General features: G+C 75.9%; 14 protein-coding genes. 8 read left to right on the top strand and 6 right to left on the bottom strand.

Going from position 1 to position 13,027, the window contains the following annotated elements:
* Positions 1 to 44: 44 nt before the first annotated feature.
* The 3 genes from ACWIZO_RS05370 (at position 45) to ACWIZO_RS05360 (ending at position 2,255) form a co-directional block, all read left to right on the top strand.
* Positions 45 to 362 carry a DUF3817 domain-containing protein gene (locus tag ACWIZO_RS05370; protein WP_448641477.1) on the top strand — a complete coding sequence of 106 codons (318 nt, stop codon included), beginning with the start codon at positions 45 to 47 and terminating at the stop codon, positions 360 to 362.
* Positions 363 to 376: 14 nt separating this feature from the next.
* Positions 377 to 1,708, top strand: a complete 1,332-nt coding sequence (locus ACWIZO_RS05365) for a serine hydrolase domain-containing protein (protein WP_448641476.1) — start codon at positions 377 to 379, stop codon at positions 1,706 to 1,708.
* An 85-nt stretch (positions 1,709 to 1,793) separates the two neighbouring features.
* Positions 1,794 to 2,255 carry a hypothetical protein gene (locus tag ACWIZO_RS05360; protein WP_448641475.1) on the top strand — a complete coding sequence of 154 codons (462 nt, stop codon included), beginning with the start codon at positions 1,794 to 1,796 and terminating at the stop codon, positions 2,253 to 2,255.
* 125 nt (positions 2,256 to 2,380) lie between these two features.
* On the opposite strand, the gene ACWIZO_RS05355 is transcribed toward ACWIZO_RS05360, so the two are convergent.
* On the bottom strand, positions 2,381 to 2,899 hold the full coding sequence (locus ACWIZO_RS05355) for a hypothetical protein (RefSeq protein ID WP_448641474.1): 519 nt from the start codon (positions 2,897 to 2,899) through the stop codon (positions 2,381 to 2,383).
* A gap of 54 nt (positions 2,900 to 2,953) precedes the next feature.
* Between ACWIZO_RS05355 and ACWIZO_RS05350 the strand changes: the two genes are divergently transcribed.
* Positions 2,954 to 3,208, top strand: a complete 255-nt coding sequence (locus ACWIZO_RS05350) for a DUF3253 domain-containing protein (RefSeq protein ID WP_448641473.1) — start codon at positions 2,954 to 2,956, stop codon at positions 3,206 to 3,208.
* On the opposite strand, the gene ACWIZO_RS05345 is transcribed toward ACWIZO_RS05350, so the two are convergent.
* Both ACWIZO_RS05345 and ACWIZO_RS05340 read right to left on the bottom strand, forming a co-directional pair.
* A complete protein-coding gene (locus ACWIZO_RS05345; RefSeq protein ID WP_448641472.1) occupies positions 3,198 to 4,202 on the bottom strand; it encodes a M42 family metallopeptidase in 1,005 nt (334 codons plus the stop codon). The two genes, ACWIZO_RS05350 and ACWIZO_RS05345, sit on opposite strands and share 11 nt — an antisense overlap.
* A gap of 100 nt (positions 4,203 to 4,302) precedes the next feature.
* Positions 4,303 to 4,800 (bottom strand): Lrp/AsnC family transcriptional regulator, encoded by a 498-nt coding sequence (locus tag ACWIZO_RS05340; RefSeq protein WP_448641471.1) that lies wholly within the window; start codon positions 4,798 to 4,800, stop codon positions 4,303 to 4,305.
* Positions 4,801 to 5,018: 218 nt separating this feature from the next.
* On the opposite strand from ACWIZO_RS05340, the gene pdhA reads away from it, so the two are divergent.
* The 3 genes from pdhA to ACWIZO_RS05325 are packed head-to-tail and all read left to right on the top strand — an operon-like array spanning position 5,019 to position 8,627.
* Positions 5,019 to 6,158 carry a pyruvate dehydrogenase (acetyl-transferring) E1 component subunit alpha gene (gene pdhA, locus ACWIZO_RS05335; RefSeq protein ID WP_448641470.1) on the top strand — a complete coding sequence of 380 codons (1,140 nt, stop codon included), beginning with the start codon at positions 5,019 to 5,021 and terminating at the stop codon, positions 6,156 to 6,158.
* Positions 6,155 to 7,135 carry an alpha-ketoacid dehydrogenase subunit beta gene (locus ACWIZO_RS05330; RefSeq protein ID WP_448641469.1) on the top strand — a complete coding sequence of 327 codons (981 nt, stop codon included), beginning with the start codon at positions 6,155 to 6,157 and terminating at the stop codon, positions 7,133 to 7,135. Before pdhA ends, ACWIZO_RS05330 begins: the two co-directional genes overlap by 4 nt.
* A gap of 4 nt (positions 7,136 to 7,139) precedes the next feature.
* Positions 7,140 to 8,627 carry a dihydrolipoamide acetyltransferase family protein gene (locus ACWIZO_RS05325; protein WP_448641468.1) on the top strand — a complete coding sequence of 496 codons (1,488 nt, stop codon included), beginning with the start codon at positions 7,140 to 7,142 and terminating at the stop codon, positions 8,625 to 8,627.
* Between the two features lie 21 nt (positions 8,628 to 8,648).
* Here ACWIZO_RS05325 and ACWIZO_RS05320 read toward each other — a convergent pair whose 3' ends face one another.
* Complete coding sequence (locus ACWIZO_RS05320; RefSeq protein WP_448641467.1) at positions 8,649 to 9,848, bottom strand: FAD-dependent monooxygenase; 1,200 nt, start codon at positions 9,846 to 9,848, stop codon at positions 8,649 to 8,651.
* A gap of 127 nt (positions 9,849 to 9,975) precedes the next feature.
* On the opposite strand from ACWIZO_RS05320, the gene ACWIZO_RS05315 reads away from it, so the two are divergent.
* A complete protein-coding gene (locus ACWIZO_RS05315; RefSeq protein ID WP_448641466.1) occupies positions 9,976 to 10,443 on the top strand; it encodes an SRPBCC family protein in 468 nt (155 codons plus the stop codon).
* A gap of 130 nt (positions 10,444 to 10,573) precedes the next feature.
* Here the strand turns inward: ACWIZO_RS05315 and ACWIZO_RS05310 are convergent, their stop codons facing one another.
* Positions 10,574 to 10,834 (bottom strand): HPr family phosphocarrier protein, encoded by a 261-nt coding sequence (locus ACWIZO_RS05310; protein ID WP_204692040.1) that lies wholly within the window; start codon positions 10,832 to 10,834, stop codon positions 10,574 to 10,576.
* Positions 10,835 to 10,889: 55 nt separating this feature from the next.
* The gene (locus tag ACWIZO_RS05305) at positions 10,890 to 13,022 is read right to left on the bottom strand and encodes a PTS fructose transporter subunit IIABC (RefSeq protein ID WP_448641465.1); all 2,133 of its coding nucleotides are present in this window, start codon (positions 13,020 to 13,022) and stop codon (positions 10,890 to 10,892) included.
* Between the last annotated feature and the right edge of the window lie 5 nt (positions 13,023 to 13,027).

Here is a 13,027-nt window from a genome sequence, read left to right as displayed (position 1 = left end):
TTGGACAGGGGAGACCCGACCGTCCACCGGAGGACCTCCCCGCGATGAACCCCCGCACCGTCGTCCTCGCCTTCCGCGTCGTCGCCGTCGCCGAGGCGCTGTCCTGGGTCGGCCTGCTCGCCGGCATGTACGTCAAGTACGTGCCGGCGACCACGGAGGCGGGCGTGCAGTTCTTCGGCCCGGTGCACGGGGCGGTGTTCGTCGCCTACGTCCTCGTCGCCCTGGTCGCCGCCCGCGTGCTCGGCTGGTCGCGGTGGACGGCGCTGCTCGCGCTGGCCGCCTCGGTGCCCCCGCTGGCCACGGTCGTCTTCGAGCGCTGGGCCGCGCGCACCGGCCGCCTGCAGGAGCCCGCGCGCGCCTGACCTACCGTGCGGGCATGCCGGAGCCCGTCCTCCCCGCGACCGCCCGCACCCTGCTCGCCCGCACCGCCCGGGTGCAGCGCGACGGCCGGGCGCCGAGCCTGGTCGCCGGCGTCGTCCGGGACGGCGGGCCGGCGTGGTCGACCGGCCGCGGTGACGTCGACGAGCCGCACACCGACGTCCAGTACCGGCTCGGCTCGATCAGCAAGACGGTCACCGCCGTCGCGGTGATGCGGCTGCGCGACGAGGGCCGCCTCGGCCTCGACGACCTCCTCGACCGGCACCTGCCGGGCACGCCGTTCGGCGACCGCAGCGTCGGGCAGCTGCTGTCGCACCTCGCCGGCGCCGCGGCCGAGAGCCCCGGCGGGTGGTGGGAGCGCGTCCCCGGCGGGTCGCTGGCCGACCTCGGGCTGGCCGGCGAGCACGTCGTCCTCGGGGAGGCCCGCCGCTTCCACTACTCCAACCTCGGGTTCGGCCTGCTCGGCGAGCTGCTCGCCCGCGTGCGCGGCCGGTCGTGGGCCGACGTCGTCACCGCCGAGGTGCTCGGCCCCCTGGGGATGACCCGGACGACGACGCGCCCCTCCGGCCGGGCCGCCCAGGGCCACGCGGTGCACCCGTGGGCCGACGTCGTGCTGCCCGAGCCGGAGCACGACGCCGGCGTCATGGCCGCGGCCGGGCAGCTGTGGGCGACGCTGGCCGACCTCGCCCGCTTCGCCGTCTTCCTGCTCGGCGACACCGGCGACGTGCTGTCGCCCGCGACGCTGGAGGAGATGGCGGTGCCGGCCGGCGTCGACCCCTCCTCGCCGGCGTGGTCGGCCTACGGGCTGGGCCTGCAGGTGCTGCGCGTCGACGGGCGCACGCTCACCGGCCACGGCGGCTCGATGCCCGGCTTCCTCGCCGGGGTGTTCGTCGACCGCGAGGAGCGCACCGGCGGGGTCTCGCTGGCCAACACGACCAGCGGCCTGGACGCGCTGGTCCCGGGCCTGCTGGCCGACCTGCGCGCCGCCGAGCCGCGGGTGGTCGACCCCTGGGTGCCCTCGCCGGCGCCGGTGCCGCTCGAGCAGCTGGGGATCTGGTACTGGGGCCCGGCGCCGCTGGCCCTGCGCGCGCTGCCCGGCGGGCTGCTGCACCTGGGGCCGCTGCCCGGGCGCGCGGGGCGGGCCAGCCGCTTCCGGCGGCGCGACGACGGCACGTGGGTGGGCCTGGACGGCTACTACGCCGGTGAGCCGCTGCGCATCGCCGCCGACCACCTCGACCTCGGCACGTTCGTGTTCACCCGCACGCCCTACGACCCCGCCGCCCCCGTCCCCGGCGGCGTCGACGAGGCCGGCTGGGGGCTGCCGCGCTGACCCCGCGAGATCTGCACACTCGTCCCCTTCCCGGTGCCGATGGAGGCGAGTGTGCACATCTCGCGGTCGGGCGGGCGGCGGCGGTGTGTCCGGCGCGCGTCCGGAGACGTTCCGCGAGGTGGTCGCGCACCTCGCGGTCACCACCCGGGCCACGCTCCGGTCCGTCCTCGGCGACGCGATCCGGGCACGGGTCAGCTCCGACCGCACGACGGCGGACGTGGCGCACCGCCGCTCCGCGGCCTTCGCCCCCGCCGGGCTCGTGCGGCAGCTGCGCGAGAGCGCGGAGTCCGCGCGCCGGATGCCCCTCAGCGGCCCGATGGACCCGCTGGTGGACGTCGTCGTGCACGCCCAGGACATCGCCCGCCCGCTCGGCCGGCACCACGCGACGCCGCCCGACGTCGCCGTGCAGGTGCTCGGGCACCTCGCGGGGAACCGGCTGCTGGGCGGACCCGGCGGGTGGCGGGGCTGCAGCCGGTCGCGACCGACGCGGAGTGGTCGACGGGGGAGGGGCTCCAGGTCCGGGGACGGGTGTCGGACCTGCTGCTGACCGTCGCGGGCCGGCCCGTGGGGCTGGCGCAGCTGACGGGACCCGGCGTCGACGACCTCACCGGGCGGCTCGCCGCCGCCTGAGGTGCGCCGCGGCGGCGCGGGCTGGTCGGTGAGCCTCCGGGGTCACAGGCGGTCGAAGGCGTCCATCGTGGTCTTGACGACGGCGCCGTAGGCCAGGTGCGGCACGATGTCGCTGGCCCAGTCCGTGGCCGACCAGGTGCGGGGGTCGGTGATGCCGAGCGCGGTCATCGGGCCGTTGGCCGCGACCAGGACGCCGAGCGTGGTGAGCACCGTGCCCACCAGCGGCTGCGACCGGAGGCCCGAGGCCCGGGTCAGCCCGATGAGCACGCCGACGCCGACGCCGGCGACCAGCCCGGTGATCGGCCCGAGCCCCTGGATGCGGTTCTGCCGGTGCTCCTCGTCGCCGGGGATGGGTACGTGCGCCCTCTCGGCCAGCTTCTCCACGGTCTGCTCCGGGGTGGAGCTGGTGCCGCGGCCGCGGACGGTCATGTCGAGGTAGGTGACGGCGTTGAGCGCGGTGGTGCCGGCCGCACCGGCCGCCGCACCGCGCAGCGCCCAGCCGAGCGTGCTGATGCCGCGCTTGCCCTTGCCGATCGTCCCCACGGGGGTGCGCTTCGCCATGCGCAACGGCGTACCCGTCGCGCTCACCAGGACAAACGGGCGCACCCTGGGGGAGTGGACGACGCCGGCCCCGCCCTGGAGCGGGCGATCGAGGAGCTGCTGGCCACCCGGGCGCCCGGCGCGACGATCTGCCCGTCGGAGGCGGCCCGCGCGGTCGACCCGGCGGGCTGGCGCGACCTGATGCCGGCGGCGCGGGCGGCGGCCGGCCGGCTGGCCGCGGCGGGCGCGGTCGAGGTCACCCAGCGGGGCACGGTGGTCGACGTGGCCACCGCCCGCGGTCCCGTCCGGGTCCGGCGGGTCAGCCGCTGACCGCCGGCACCGGACGGGCGAGGAAGGCGGCCAGCAGCCGCGCGGTCCGCTCCACCGTCCCGCTGTGCAGCACCTCGTAGCCGTGGGTGCTCAGCGTGGGCAGGCTCAGCAGGGCCGCGCGCGGGGTCTGGCCGGCGGCCTTCGACTGCGAGGCGTCGGAGTCGAAGGACTGCCACACCGCCGTCTGCGGCTCCAGGCCCAGCTCCCGGCCGACGTCGACGAGCGCGTCGGCGACCTCCCGGTCGTAGACGACGGCGTCGTCGGCGTAGGCGACCACCGGCCCGCCGTCCACGGCCACCTGGTACTCCGCCTCCGCCGGGCCGACGTCGAGGGCCAGGGTCAGGTCGCCGGGCAGCGTGCGGCTGGCGTGCAGGGCACCGATCCCGCCCATCTCCTCGCTGCTGGTGGCCACCAGGTAGACGTCGCCGGGCGGCCGCCCGCCGTCCGCGTGCAGCAGCCGGGCCGCCCCCACCAGCGCGGTCAGCGCCGCCCGGTCGTCGAGGAAGTACGACCCCAGGAAGTCGCCGACCTCGGTCAGCCCGCGCTTGTCGCTGTGGACGCAGACCCGCGTCCCGGGGTGCACGCCGGCGGCAGCGAGGTCGTCGGCGTCGCGGCCGGTGAAGACGTACACGTGCGTCCAGTCCATGGCCTGGTCGCCGCCGTCGGGCTTGGTCTGCCAGATCCGCTGGCTCTCCGGGGTGGTGTGCTCCGAGCCGAGGGTGAGCACGCCGGTCAGCGTCTCGCGGCGGCCGAGCACCGCGACCGGCCCGAGCCCGAAGTTGCCCGGGTACATGACCCCCAGCGAGTTGACCCGCAGCGTGCCGTCGGGCTCGACCCGCTTGACGACCATCGACAGCTCGTCGAGGTGCGCCATCACCCGCACCGGCGGGAGGGACCGGTCCGTCCCGTGCAGCAGTGCCACCAGGTTGCCGGCGGCGTCGACGGTCACCTCGTCGGCCAGCGGCTCGAGCTCCCGGCGGACGACGCCGCGCACGGCGCCCTCCTCGCCGCAGGGGCCGTAGGTGCGCAGCAGCTCGTCGAGCAGGTCGGTCAGCGGGGTCGGTACCGGCCGCCCCTACCCGGCGGCGGGGTCGCTAGTCGGGGCGCTGGCCGGTGCCGGCCGCCCGCTCGAGCAGCGGGGTGACCCGGTGGTCGACGTAGCGCCGCAGCGCCAGGGCGGTGTCGGTCCGCTGCACGCCCGGCAGTGCGAGCACCTGCTCGGTGAGCCGCCACAGGTCGTCGGCGTCGACGGCGACCACCCGCACCAGCAGGTCGGCCGCGCCGGACAGGGCGGTCACCTCCAGGACCTCGGGCAGCGCGGCGAGGGCGGCGGCCACCTCCTCCAGGCTGCGCTGCACCACCTGCACGGTGACGTAGGCGCCCAGCCGGTAGCCCAGCGCCTCGGGGCGCACCCGGGACTCGTAGGGCGCGAGCAGGCCGCCGGACTCCAGCCGCGCCAGCCGGGCCTGCACGGTGTTGCGGGCCAGCCCGAGCCGCTGGGACAGCGCCATCACCGTGGCCCGCGGATCGTCGGTCAGCGCCTGCACTAGGCGCGCGTCGGTGGCGTCTAGGCGGTCCTGCGGCGCGGGCACCGGAGCAGTCTGACACGTCGGGACGCGCCCGTCCGGGCATCCTGCTCAGTTCACGAACCGGCCCTTGCGCACCTCGACCGGGTGGTGCTGTGCTCCGGTGAGCGCGGGGTCGTGTCAGGATGTGTGAGTGTCGCCACACCCCGGCGCCACGAACGGACGTCCAGCGCCCCAGCGCGACCGGCGACCCCGGTGGCTGCGGCCGAGGCGAGGAGGAGCACGTGAGCGTGTCCAGCGGAACGACCGAGGTGGTCGATCCCGTACCGGGGGCGGAGGCGCCGCACCTGCCCCGCGACACCGACCTGGTGCAGCTGCTGACCCCCGAGGGTGAGCGGGTCGAGCACCCCGAGTACGCCATCGACGTCTCCGCCGAGGAGCTGCGGGACCTCTACCGCGACCTGGTGCTCGTACGCCGCTGGGACGCCGAGGCCACCGCGCTGCAGCGCCAGGGGGAGCTGGGGATCTGGGCCTCGCTGCTGGGCCAGGAGGCCGCCCAGGTCGGCGCGGGCCGCGCGCTGGCGCCCGGGGACGTCGCCTTCCCCACCTACCGCGAGCACGGCGTCGCCTGGGCCCGCGGGGTCGACCCGCTGCACGTCATGAGCCTGTTCCGCGGCGTCGACAACGGCGGCTGGGACCCGGTCGCCACCGGGTTCAACCTCTACACCGTCGTCATCGGCGCGCAGACCCTGCACGCCACCGGCTACGCCATGGGCGTGCAGCGCGACGGCGCGGAGGACGCCGTCGTCGCGTTCCTCGGCGACGGCGCCACCAGCCAGGGCGAGGTCAACGAGGCGATGATCTGGGCGGCGAGCTTCTCCGCGCCCGTCGTCTTCTTCTGCCAGAACAACCAGTACGCGATCAGCGTGCCGCTGGAGCGCCAGTCGCGGGTGCCGCTGCACCGGCGCGCGGCCGGCTTCGGGTTCCCGGGCGTCCGGGTCGACGGCAACGACGTCCTCGCCGTCCTCGCGGTCACGCGGGCGGCGCTGGCCGCCGCCCGCGAGGGCCAGGGCCCCACCTTCGTCGAGGCGTTCACCTACCGGATGGGCGCGCACACCACCTCCGACGACCCCACCCGCTACCGGCTGGCCAGCGAGCTGGAGGAGTGGAAGCTGCGCGACCCGATCGCGCGGGTCAAGGCGTACCTGTCGCGCACGGGCACCGCCGACCCGGCGTTCTTCGACGCCGTCGAGGCCGAGGCCGACGAGCTCGCCGCGCGGATCCGCACCGGCACGCTGCAGATGCCCGACCCGCCGGGGACGGCGATGTTCGACCAGGTCTACGCCGAGCAGACCCCGCCGCTGGCCGCCCAGCAGGCCGAGTTCGAGGCCTACCAGGCGAGCTTCGAGGGAGGCCACGAGTGAGCACCCAGACCCTCACCATCGGCAAGGCGCTCAACCTCGGCCTGCGCCGGGCGATGGAGGACGACGCCAAGGTCGTGCTCATGGGCGAGGACATCGGCCGCCTCGGCGGGGTCTTCCGCATCACCGACGGGCTGCAGAAGGACTTCGGCGAGGACCGCGTCGTCGACACCCCGCTGGCCGAGGCAGGCATCCTCGGCACCGCCGTCGGCCTGGCCATGCGCGGCTACCGGCCGGTGTGCGAGATCCAGTTCGACGGGTTCGTCTTCCCCGCCTACAACCAGATCGTCACCCAGGTCGCCAAGATCCACGCCCGCTCGCGGGGGAGGCTGGCGATGCCGATCGTCATCCGCATCCCCTTCGGCGGCGGCATCGGCGCGGTCGAGCACCACAGCGAGAGCCCCGAGGCCTACTTCGCGCACACCCCCGGGCTCAAGGTCGTGGCGGTGAGCAACCCGGTCGACGCCTACTGGGGCATCCAGCAGGCGATCGCGCACCCCGACCCGATCGTCTTCCTCGAGCCCAAGCGGCGGTACTGGGAGAAGGCCGAGGTCGACCCCGACGCCACCCCCGACCCGCTGTTCGCCTCGCGGGTGCTGCGGGGCGGCGACGACGTCACCGTGCTGGCCTACGGCCCGATGGTGAAGACGGCGCTGCAGGCCGCCGAGGCCGCCGCGGAGGAGGGCCGCTCGCTGGAGGTGGTCGACCTGCGCACGGTCAGCCCGCTCGACCTCGACCCGGTGTTCGACTCGGTGCGGCGCACCGGGCGCTGCGTCGTCGTCCACGAGGCGCCGGTGACCCTCGGCCTGGGCGCGGAGATCGCCGCCCGGGTCACCGAGGCGTGCTTCCACTCCCTGGAGGCGCCGGTGCTGCGGGTGGGCGGCTACGACACGCCCTACCCGCCGTCGAAGCTCGAGGAGGAGTACCTCCCCGACCTCGACCGGGTGCTCGACGCCGTCGACCGCGCGATGGGGTTCTGAGGACATGGCACTGCGTCAGTTCAAGCTGCCCGACGTCGGGGAGGGGCTCACCGAGGGCGAGATCCTCCAGTGGCTGGTCGCCGTCGGCGACACGGTGACGGTCAACCAGCCGCTGTGCGAGGTGGAGACGGCCAAGGCCGCCGTCGAGCTGCCCTCGCCGTACGCCGGCACGGTCACCGAGCTGCTGTCGGAGGCCGGGACGACGGTCGACGTCGGCACGCCGATCATCACCATCGACGACGGCGCCCCCGCCCCGACCCCTGCCCCGGCGCCCGCACCGCAGCCCGGCGGGGACGGCGTCGAGCCGGCCGCGGGACTCATCGGCGGTGCGGCACCCGGAGGCCGGACGGCGGTGCTGGTCGGCTACGGCCCGCGCACCACCGAGGCCCGCCGCCGTCCCCGCCGGGCGGAGCACGCGACCCCTGCCGCCCCCGCGCCGGTCGGCGCCGACTACGGCTCCGGCGGGCAGGAGCGGCCGCCGCTGCTCGCCACCGCGCCGGACATGACGGCCAAGCCGGTGCGCCACGGCGGCCTGGAGGTGGGGCGGCAGGCCGAGGCCCACGCCCTGTCCGGGGACGCCGCGCCCTCCCGCAGCGCCGAGCACGGACACCGCCGGCCCCGGCCGCTGGCCAAGCCGCCGGTGCGCAAGCTGGCCAAGGACCTCGGCGTCGACCTCACCGCGCTGACCGGCAGCGGCGACGGCGGGGTCATCACCCGCGAGGACGTCACCGCCGCGGCCGCCGGCCCCGCGCCCGTCCCCGCGCTGGCCGCGGTGCCGGCCCCCGTCCCCACCGGCGGTGAGCAGCGCATCCCCGTCCGCGGCGTCCGCAAGCACACCGCGGCGGCGATGGTGGCCAGCGCCTTCACCGCGCCGCACGTCACGGAGTTCCTGACCGTCGACGTCACCCGGACGATGAAGCTGCGGTCGCGGATCGCCGCGCGCCCGGAGTTCGCCGGCGTCAAGGTCAGCCCGCTGCTGTTCGTCGCCAAGGCGCTGCTGCTGGCCGCCCAGCGGCACCCGATGGTCAACAGCTCCTGGGACGAGGCGGCGCAGGAGATCGTCGTCCACGGGCAGGTCAACCTCGGCATCGCCGCGGCCACCCCGCGGGGGCTGGTCGTGCCCAACGTCAAGGACGCCGGCCGGCTGTCGCTGACCGAGCTGGCGCGGGCGCTGGCCGAGCTCACCGAGACCGCGCGGGCCGGGCGGACGGCGCCGGGCGACATGACCGGCGGGACGATCACCATCACCAACGTCGGGGTGTTCGGCGTCGACACCGGGACGCCCATCCTCAACCCGGGCGAGTCGGCGATCCTCGCCTTCGGCGCGGTGCGCGAGATGCCGTGGGTGCACAAGGGGAGGGTCCGGCCGCGGCAGGTGACGCAGCTGGCGCTCTCCTTCGACCACCGGATCGTCGACGGCGAACTGGGCTCCCGGTTCCTCGCCGACGTCGGCGCGCTGCTGTTCGACCCCGGGACGGCGCTGGCCTTCTGACCCGCCCGGCGCCGTGCCCGGTCAGCCGCCGGGCACGGCCGCCGGCGGGGTCCAGCGCACGACGCGCGCGCCGGCGTCCACGAGGAGGCCGGCCGGCAGCAGCCGGAAGGCGGCGTTGCGCGCCGCCTGGGGCCAGCCGCCGGGCACGTGGGCGCCGATGCGCGCCGTCACCAGCGACCCGCGGGCGATCCGGCGGCAGCGCGGGCGACGGGCGGCGTCGTAGGCGGCCAGCGCGTCGGCCAGCGGCGTGCCCGCGGCGACCGGCCCGCCCACCAGCCGGCCCACGCACACGCCGTCCTCGAGCGAGGTGTTGGCGCCCTGTCCCATCGTCGGGAGCATGGCGTGCGCCGCGTCGCCGACCAGGACGGTCCGCCCGCGCACGTAGGAGCCCAGCCCGCCGGGCAGGTGGTGGACGTCGTGGCGCACCAGCCGCTCGGGCGGGGTGCCGTCCACCGTGGCGCGCACGTGCGGCGCCCAGCCGGCGAAGTGCGCGACGGCCGCGGCGTGCTCGTCGTCGTGCCGGACGCCCTCGGGGGAGCGGACGTAGCCGTACCAGTAGACCTGGACCGGGCCGATGGGCACGGTGCCGAACTCGGCCTGCGGTCCCCAGACCGCGACGAACCGGTCGTGGGTCGTCCCGGGGACGTCGACGACCGCCCGCCAGCTGCTCCACCCGCTGTAGCGCAGCCGGGCACGGGGGAACAGCTGCCCCCGCACGGCGCTGCGGATCCCGTCGGCGGCCACGAGCAGGTCCGACGTCCGCGTGTGCTCCGTGCCGCCGGAGCGCCAGGTCACCGACGCCGGCTCCCCGTCCGGGTCGCCGGCGGTCACGCGGACGGCGGCGGCGCCGGTGAGCAGGTCGGCGTCCCCGGCGGCGTCCAGCAGGGCGGCGTGCAGCCGCTGCCGGTGCACGCCCCAGAGACGGTTGACCGGGTCCGGGTCGTCGCCCGGGGCCGGGAGGTGCAGCAGCCAGCGCCCGTGCCGGTCCTGGGTGCCGGCGGTGGAGGTCGCGCGCCCGGCCGCACGGACCCGCGCGCCCACCCCGACGTCGTCCAGCGCGGCCATGCCGTTGCGGGTGACGGCCACGCCCGCACCGACCTCGCCGAAGGCCGCGGCCCGCTCCAGGACCGTCACCTGCCAGCCGGCGCGCAGCAGCGACGCCGCGGCCGCCAGCCCGGCGATGCCGCCGCCGACCACCGTCGCCGTCCGCCGTCCCGTCATCCCCGCACCCCTCCCGCCGTCGCGACCCCATCATCGCGCCGGCGCGGGGCGGACGTGTCCCCGCGCGACGGCGGGGGTAGGGCGCGATCGACCGCAACGACAGCTCGAGACACGAGGAGCGTTCCCCATGGCCAGCGTGCAGGAGTCCGTCGACGTCGACGTCCCGATCCGGGTCGCCTACGACCAGTGGACGCAGTTCGAGTCCTTCCCGCAGTTCATGGGCGGGGTGGAGCGGATCACCCAGCTCGACGACACGCACACCCACTGGGTCACCAACATCGACGGCGTCAAGCGCGAGTTCGACGCCGAGATCACCGAGCAGCACCCCGAGGAGCGGGTCGCCTGGACCAGCACGACCGGCGACTCCAAGCACGCCGGGGTGGTCACCTTCCACCGCCTCGACGACACCAAGACCCGCGTCATGATCCAGATCGACTGGGAGCCCTCGGGCGTCGTCGAGAAGGCCGGCGCCGCGCTCGGGTTCGACGACCGTCAGGTCAAGGCCGACGCCAAGCGGTTCAAGGAGTTCATCGAGAGCCGCGGCAGCGAGACCGGCGCCTGGCGCGGCGACGTCTCCCGCCCCGACCAGCCCTGAGCCGGGCACCGGGCCCCCATCCGCGCCCGGCACCGACGACGGCGCCCGCCCCCTCGTGGAGGGGACGGGCGCCGTCGTCGTTCTTGCCGTGTCCGGAGGCCCACCCCCAGGCGTGCGTGGGGTGGGGGTGCTACTCGGCGTCGAGGTCCTGGGCGACCAGGCCCGCGATCTGCTCGACCACGCCGGCGTCGTCGCTGCTGACGGTGACCTCGGCGCCCTTCTGGGCACCCAGGGTCATGATCATAAGTGGCGATCCAGCGTCGACGGGCGCGCCGCCCGGGGTGGCCAGGGTGACCGGGACACCGGCCTTGCCCACGGCCTCGGCGATGAGTGCGGCGGGGCGGGCGTGCAGGCCGACCCGGGAGCCGACGGTGACGGTCTGACTGGGCATTCGTCGTCCTCGCTTCAGGTGATGGGGCTGGGTTGTCGGGGTCGAGCCTGCCCTGTCAGGCGCGCGCGGGCGCGCTGACGGTCGAGGCCGGGGTCGCGGTGTGGGCGTGGGCCAGGTCGACCGCGTCCTCCGGGACCGCCTCGGCCTTCGTGCGGCCGATGCTCTTGGCGATCGTCACCGCCAGTCCGCCGACGACGGTGCCGGCGATGAGGGCCAGCACGAAGACCAGCACGTTGTTCATCGCGAAGAACACGAAGATGCCGCCGTGGGGTGCCCGCAGCTCGACGCCGCTGGAGGCGACGATCGCGCCGGTGGTCGCGCCGCCGAGCATCATCGACGGGATGACCCGCAGCGGGTCGGCCGCGGCGAACGGGATCGCGCCCTCGGAGATGAAGGACAGGCCCAGCAGCCACGCCGCCTTGCCGTTGTCCCGCTCGGCCGGGGTGTAGAGCTTCGGCCGGATCGCGGTGGACAGCGCCATCGCCAGCGGCGGGACCATGCCGGCCGCCATGACGGTGGCCATGATCACCAGCGAGCCGCTGGTCTGCGAGGCCAGGCCGGCGGTGGCGAACAGGTAGGCCGCCTTGTTGATCGGGCCGCCGAGGTCGAAGCACATCATCAGGCCGAGGATGATCCCGAGCAGGACCGCCGAGGTGCCGCTGAGGCCGTTGAGCCAGTTGCCCAGGCCCTCGAGCGCGGCGGCCAGTGGCCGGCCGAGCACCGCGACCATGATCCCGCTGGAGATCAGCGTGGCGAGCAGCGGGATGATCACGACCGGCTGCAGCCCGCGGACGCCGGTGGGCAGCTTCCACGAGGCGATCCACCGCGCCACCAGGCCGGCGAGGATGCCGCCCACCAGGCCGCCGAGGAAGCCGGCGCCGACGCTGACCGAGACCGCGCCGATGACGAAGCCGGGCGCGATGCCCGGGCGGTCGGCGATGGCGTAGGCGATGTAGCCGGCCAGCGCCGGCACGAGGAAGCCGAAGGCGGCCTGGCCGAGCACGGTGCACACCGCGCCGAGGTAGCCCCAGAAGCCGTCGTTGAGGCCCTCGATGCCCGGGGCGCTCGGCAGGTTGAGGAACGTGTTGTTGAGGACCCAGCTGAGCGCGTAGCTCTGGCCGTCGGTGGCGGGGTTGCCGTTGACGATCTGGTAGCCGCCGAAGAGGAAACCCAGCGCGATGAGCAGGCCGCCGGCCGCGACGAACGGGATCATGTAACTGACGCCGGTGAGCAGCCAGCGGCGGATCTCCGCCCCGGTGCTCGGGCGGGCGCCCGAGCCGGCCGTGGCGGCCTCCGCGGCGGTGCCGGAGCCGGGCACCTTCCGCGAGTTCGGGTCGTCGGCGGCCGCGAGCGCCTCGCGGATCATGACCTCGGGCTCGTTGATCGCCCGCTTGGTGCCCGACTGGACGACCGGCTTGCCGGCGAAGCGGTCCCGGTCCTTGACGCCCACGTCGACGGCGAAGATCACTGCGTCGGCCTCGCGGATGACCGCCGGGTCCAGCGGCGTGGAGCCCGAGGAGCCCTGGGTCTCGACGACGAGGTCGACGCCCTCGGCCTGCGCGGCGGCGGTGAGCTTGTCGGCGGCCATGTAGGTGTGCGCGATGCCGGTCGGGCAGGCGCTGACGGCCACGATGCGGCGGCGGCCCCGGGCCCCGTCGGCGGAGGCCGGCGCCGCGGCGGCCGCGGAGGTGGCCGGGGCCGGCACCGAGGCGGCGGCGCTCGCGCCGCTGGCCGGAGTGGGGGAGACGACCTCCTCGACCAGACCGACGATGTCCGCGGCCGAGCCGGCGGCGCGCAGCGAGGCCACGAAGTCCGGCCGCACGAGAGCGCGGGCCAGCGCGCTGAGCAGCGTGAGGTGGTCGGCGTCCCCGGCCGACGGGGCGGCGATGAGGAAGACCAGGTCGGCCGGGCCGTCGGCGGCGCCGAAGTCGACCGCGGGCGCGAGCCGGGCGAAGGCCAGCGACGCCTGGGTCACCGCCGCCGAGCGGCAGTGCGGGATGGCGATGCCGCCGGGCAGCCCGGTGGCCGCCTGGGCCTCCCGGGCGAGAGCGTCACCGGCGAGCGCCTCGGCGCCCGTCGCCCGGCCGGCGTCGGCCACCAGGCCGGCCAGCCGGCGGACCACCGCGGCCTTGTCTGAGCCGAGGTCGCTGTCGAGGACGACCAGCTCGGGGGTGATGAGTGCGGACATGACGG

The organism is Geodermatophilus sp. URMC 63 (genome assembly GCF_053502565.1).
This window is presented reverse-complemented; position numbering and strand designations above follow the sequence as displayed.

What these genes read in the sequence shown, in the direction of transcription:
- ACWIZO_RS05370 (WP_448641477.1), top strand. Translation starts at nt 45, where the DNA reads ATGAACCCCCGCACCGTCGTCCTCGCCTTCCGCGTCGTCGCCGTCGCC.
- ACWIZO_RS05365 (WP_448641476.1), top strand. Translation starts at nt 377, where the DNA reads ATGCCGGAGCCCGTCCTCCCCGCGACCGCCCGCACCCTGCTCGCCCGC.
- ACWIZO_RS05355 (WP_448641474.1), bottom strand. Translation starts at nt 2,899, where the DNA reads ATGGCGAAGCGCACCCCCGTGGGGACGATCGGCAAGGGCAAGCGCGGC.
- ACWIZO_RS05325 (WP_448641468.1), top strand. Translation starts at nt 7,140, where the DNA reads ATGGCACTGCGTCAGTTCAAGCTGCCCGACGTCGGGGAGGGGCTCACC.
- ACWIZO_RS05320 (WP_448641467.1), bottom strand. Translation starts at nt 9,848, where the DNA reads ATGACGGGACGGCGGACGGCGACGGTGGTCGGCGGCGGCATCGCCGGG.
- ACWIZO_RS05315 (WP_448641466.1), top strand. Translation starts at nt 9,976, where the DNA reads ATGGCCAGCGTGCAGGAGTCCGTCGACGTCGACGTCCCGATCCGGGTC.
- ACWIZO_RS05310 (WP_204692040.1), bottom strand. Translation starts at nt 10,834, where the DNA reads ATGCCCAGTCAGACCGTCACCGTCGGCTCCCGGGTCGGCCTGCACGCC.
- ACWIZO_RS05305 (WP_448641465.1), bottom strand. Translation starts at nt 13,022, where the DNA reads ATGTCCGCACTCATCACCCCCGAGCTGGTCGTCCTCGACAGCGACCTC.